This window comes from Nonomuraea sp. NPDC049784 (genome assembly GCF_040659615.1).
Classification (GTDB): Bacteria; Actinomycetota; Actinomycetes; order Streptosporangiales; family Streptosporangiaceae; genus Nonomuraea.
Window position 1 is genome coordinate 1 of sequence record NZ_JBFAMX010000806.1, and the last position, 3,774, is coordinate 3,774.

4 protein-coding genes are annotated in these 3,774 nt (G+C 67.8%); 2 read left to right on the forward strand and 2 right to left on the reverse strand.

The features are described 5' to 3' along the window. Nucleotides 1–449 precede the first annotated feature (449 nt). Nucleotides 450–1,151 carry a 2-phosphosulfolactate phosphatase gene (locus tag AB0J09_RS58815; RefSeq protein WP_360712055.1) on the forward strand — a complete coding sequence of 234 codons (702 nt, stop codon included), beginning with the start codon at nt 450–452 and terminating at the stop codon, nt 1,149–1,151. 134 nt (nt 1,152–1,285) lie between these two features. Here the strand turns inward: AB0J09_RS58815 and AB0J09_RS58820 are convergent, their stop codons facing one another. Then, on the reverse strand, nt 1,286–2,044 hold the full coding sequence (locus AB0J09_RS58820) for a MerR family transcriptional regulator (protein WP_360712057.1): 759 nt from the start codon (nt 2,042–2,044) through the stop codon (nt 1,286–1,288). A gap of 10 nt (nt 2,045–2,054) precedes the next feature. After that, the gene (locus AB0J09_RS58825; RefSeq protein WP_360712060.1) at nt 2,055–2,939 is read right to left on the reverse strand and encodes a DUF2268 domain-containing putative Zn-dependent protease; all 885 of its coding nucleotides are present in this window, start codon (nt 2,937–2,939) and stop codon (nt 2,055–2,057) included. Between the two features lie 233 nt (nt 2,940–3,172). Here AB0J09_RS58825 and AB0J09_RS58830 point away from each other — a divergent pair. Then, on the forward strand, nt 3,173–3,774 hold a 602-nt coding region (locus AB0J09_RS58830), incomplete at its 3' end, for a LacI family DNA-binding transcriptional regulator (protein WP_360712063.1).

Below are 3,774 nucleotides of genomic sequence, written 5' to 3' on the forward strand. Positions count from 1 at the left end.
GGCGCCGCTCGCGCTGATGATCGCGGCCGGCAAGCACGTGTGGGCCTTCCCCGCGGACCGCCCGCAGGCTCTGATCGTGCCGATGTGAGCGCCGGTATGGCACGGTTCAAGCACACCGACCGGTAGGTCGACGAGACGTTCTGGCGCATTCCGGGCGGCGCTGGAGTCCGGCGCCTTTCTCCCTGAGCTCCGCACCCCGCAGTTACCCGCGACGCACGTCAGGGCGAGGACAGGTCTCGAACACTGACCTGGACTACGTTCTCGACATCATCGATCCTCCTTCAACGCAATCACTCGCCACGCGCGACCTCATGTCGCAAGGGTCCGTGTCACCAGCCGCAAAGTAACTCTGTGTGACGTTCATGGCCGGGCCTGGAGGCGTGCGTGGAGGTCGATCTCCTCGGGGGTGAGCGGGTGCCTCGGGTCGGGCAGGTGCGATCATGCCCGGAATGGACGCTCGTTTCCTTGGTATCGCTGATCTGGTCGAAGCCCCGTCCGTGGCGGTCGTAGTCGACGTCATGCGTGCTTTCACCGTGGCTGCCTGGGCCTTTGCCCAGGCGGCGGAAAAGATCGTTCTTGCTGAGTCGCTGGACGAAGCCCTGGCGCTCAAGGCTCGCCACCCGGATTGGGTGGCGCTCAAAGACGGTCCGCCCGCGCCCGGGTTCGACACCGTCAACTCGCCGGGCCTGCTGCGGTCTATTGACCTCGGCGGACGGACCGTTGTGCAGAAAACCACGGCAGGGACAGTCGGCGCCCTTGCGGTCAAGGAGGCGCCGCTGGTGCTGTGCGCCAGCTTCGTGGTGGCGGAGGCAACGGCTCGGCTCTTGCGGACGCGCAAGAGTGACAGTGTCACGTTCGTGGTCACTGGCGAAGATGGGCAGGCCGAGGAAGATCTGGCGTGTGCTCAATACATCGCTCGGAGGATCACCGAGGCTGGGACGGATGCTGCTGAGTTCCTCCGCCGCGCTGCCGAGTCGCGCGCCGCCGCCGAACTGGCGGAGGGGGTGCGTCAAGGAGTCCATCCTGATGACGTTGCGCTCTGTCTTGAGGTCGACCGGTTTCCCTTTGCCATGGTGGCGACCTTGGAAGGCTCACTCATGGTCCTGCGTCCACGCACGATGCCTTCGCTGACTGACGAGGACCCGGTCTGATCGCTGGTGAGGTCTACTTCGGCCTTGGGGAACATCGGTACAGCCGTTGGCGCTGAGATTGATCTTGGGGTCTAGCTGCGAATCTCCGCGTTCGTGTAGAGCGAGGCGACCGAGGGGTTCTTGCCCCACACGAGCTACATCCGGGTCCGCGCGTACGCTTGCAGTGCGTCGCGGACGAACGTCGCCCCCGCGGCGTCGTCGTACATGGCGGCGAAGCGGGGGTCGTCGACGTACATGTCCCCCAGGCATTTCACCATCTCGATCGAGCGTTCCCGGTCGCCCTCGGCCGTGGGAGTACCCGGGATCTGGCTCAGCCACCGGACGTGCCGGGCAGCCAGTGACTGAGCGTGTTCCGATGTCGGGGAAGCCTCGGCCTTCGCTGCGGCGACCCATGCGGCGACGAGGTCCTCGGTGTCCTGCTTCCAGGCCCGTTGCTGGTCAAGGCTCTTGCCGTGCCACCAGTCATTACCCGCTTGGAACGCGCGCTCGCCCCAGCGTGAGATCACCTCGTCCTTGTAGCCGTCGTTGAACCCCGCCAACATAACGTCCATCCGCGGTTCCACCCCTGACTGCAGGGCCTCGAGCGTGTGACGCACAGACCGGATCTGCCGTTCGATGCGGTCCCGTTCCTCTTCCAGTGCGGCGATGTGGGCGCGGAGCCCGTCGCACGGGTCCACCTCGTCGGCCAGGACCTCGGCGATGGCCGGCAAGCCCATGCCGAGCTGGCGCATGAGCAGGATCCGCTGTAGCCGGGCGACCGCGGTGGGGTTGTAGTAGCGGTACCCGTTCGCGCCGACCCGGGACGGGGCCAGGAGCCCGACGCGGTCGTAGTGACGCAGGGTGCGGCTGGTGATGCCGGCTCTCGTCGCGAGTTCCTGGATCGTCCACTCCATCGTTCCAGTCTTACCCGCGGCGGAGCGTGGTCGCGATGATCTCCAAGCTGTCGGCGTGCAGGGCCTGCGCCGCGGTCTGCCCGGTCGCCGCCAGGTAGGTGTCGACCAGCCGGTTGCCCGCGGCGTACCCGCCGCCCATCGGCAGCCCCACCGGGGTGACACCGAGGTGCTCGGCGCCGGGGTCGCCGTGCACCCAGGCGGTGAAGTTCTGCATGCCTGTCACGTCGAGCCCGGTGAGCACCTTGTCGAAGACCGCGTCGTCGTGCAGGTGCGGCACGCCGATGCGGGCGGGGCCGAGCTCGTCGCCGTAGAGCTGGCGGGCGAAGGCGTCGGCCAGGCCCTCGGAGACGATGTGCTCGCCGACCGTGACGGTCATCGGGTCCCACACGACCCCGCCCGGGCTGAACCTGAGGTTGTGGTGGAGTTCGTGCACGGCGGTGGCCTCCAGCCGCTCCACGTTCTCGGGGAAGGGCCAGAACGTGATGGCGATATTGCCCGAGATGCCGCCGAACCCGGTCATTCCTAGGCAGGGACCCATGAAGTGCTTGTCAGCCGGATCGCCGAGGACGAACAGCACGGTGATGTCCGGGGCCTCCACCTCCGGCGTCGCCTCCAGCAGTACGGCGAGAGCGTCGTCGAGCGCGCGTTGCATCCGCTCCCAGGCTCCGGCCGCCGCCAGGGTTTCGAGCGCGTCGAGGCAACGCTCCTCGTCGCGGTCGATGGGGAACCCGGACGTTTCGAGGTGTATGGCCACCAGGTCGACCTCGCCGGGGTAGTAGCGGTACATGCCGCTGTTGGGCTCCAGCATCGAACGCAGCAGGTCAACGCGGTCCGCGACCGGGGCCAGCAGGATCCGCCTCATGGCGGAGTAGGTGTCAAGAACAGTGATCGACATGGCCCCGATGCTAGAAGTTGACGCAGCGTCAAGGTCAAACCAGCGGCGCTCTTCGTCGAGGACTTTCTCGTGATGCCCGTCGAGTACACCGGCTTCACGCTCAAGCCCGCAGGCTTCTTCGCCGCAACCCCGCCATCGACCTGGCGGGCCCCTCGGGAGGTCACTGTCACACGTCGTGCCGAACCCCTGGTCGAAGGCGTTATGATCAAACAACACGCCTGCGACGAGGAACGATGTCGAGCATCAAAGAGGTCGCCCGGCTGGCCGGGGTCTCCGTGGGCACCGTGAGCAACGTGCTCAACCGGCCCGAGATGGTGGCCGCCGACACCCGGCTGCGGGTGCGGGCGGCGATCGCGCGGCTCGGTTATGTCCGCAACGGCTCGGCCCGGCAGTTGCGGGCCGGGCGCAGCCGCACCATCGGCGTGGTCGCGCTCGACCTGGCCAACCCGTTCTTCATCGACGTGCTGCGCGGCGTCGAGACGGCCGCGCAGCACGCGGGGCTCACCGTGATGGTCTTCAACAGCAACAAGGACGCGGATCGCGAGGCCGGGCTGCTGGAGACGTTCGAGGAGCAGCGCCCGCTGGGCGTGCTGATCACCCCGGTCAACGACCCCGGCGAGGAGGAGCGGCTGAGCCGGCTCGTCTCCCGCGGCATCCCGGTGGTGCGGTTCGACAGCTCCGCCCGGCACCACCACGGCTGCGCCGTCGCGGTCGACGACATGCTCGGCGGGCGGATGGGCGGGCGGCACCTGCTCGAGCGAGGGCATCGCCACATCGCGTTCGCCGGCGGGCCGTTCACCGTACGCCAGGTGCGGGAGCGGCACGACGGCCTGGC

Coding starts and splice junctions, on each gene's coding strand:
- AB0J09_RS58820 (WP_360712057.1), bottom strand. CDS start 2,044: ATGGAGTGGACGATCCAGGAACTCGCGACGAGAGCCGGCATCACCAGC.
- AB0J09_RS58825 (WP_360712060.1), bottom strand. CDS start 2,939: ATGTCGATCACTGTTCTTGACACCTACTCCGCCATGAGGCGGATCCTG.
- AB0J09_RS58815 (WP_360712055.1), top strand. CDS start 450: ATGGACGCTCGTTTCCTTGGTATCGCTGATCTGGTCGAAGCCCCGTCC.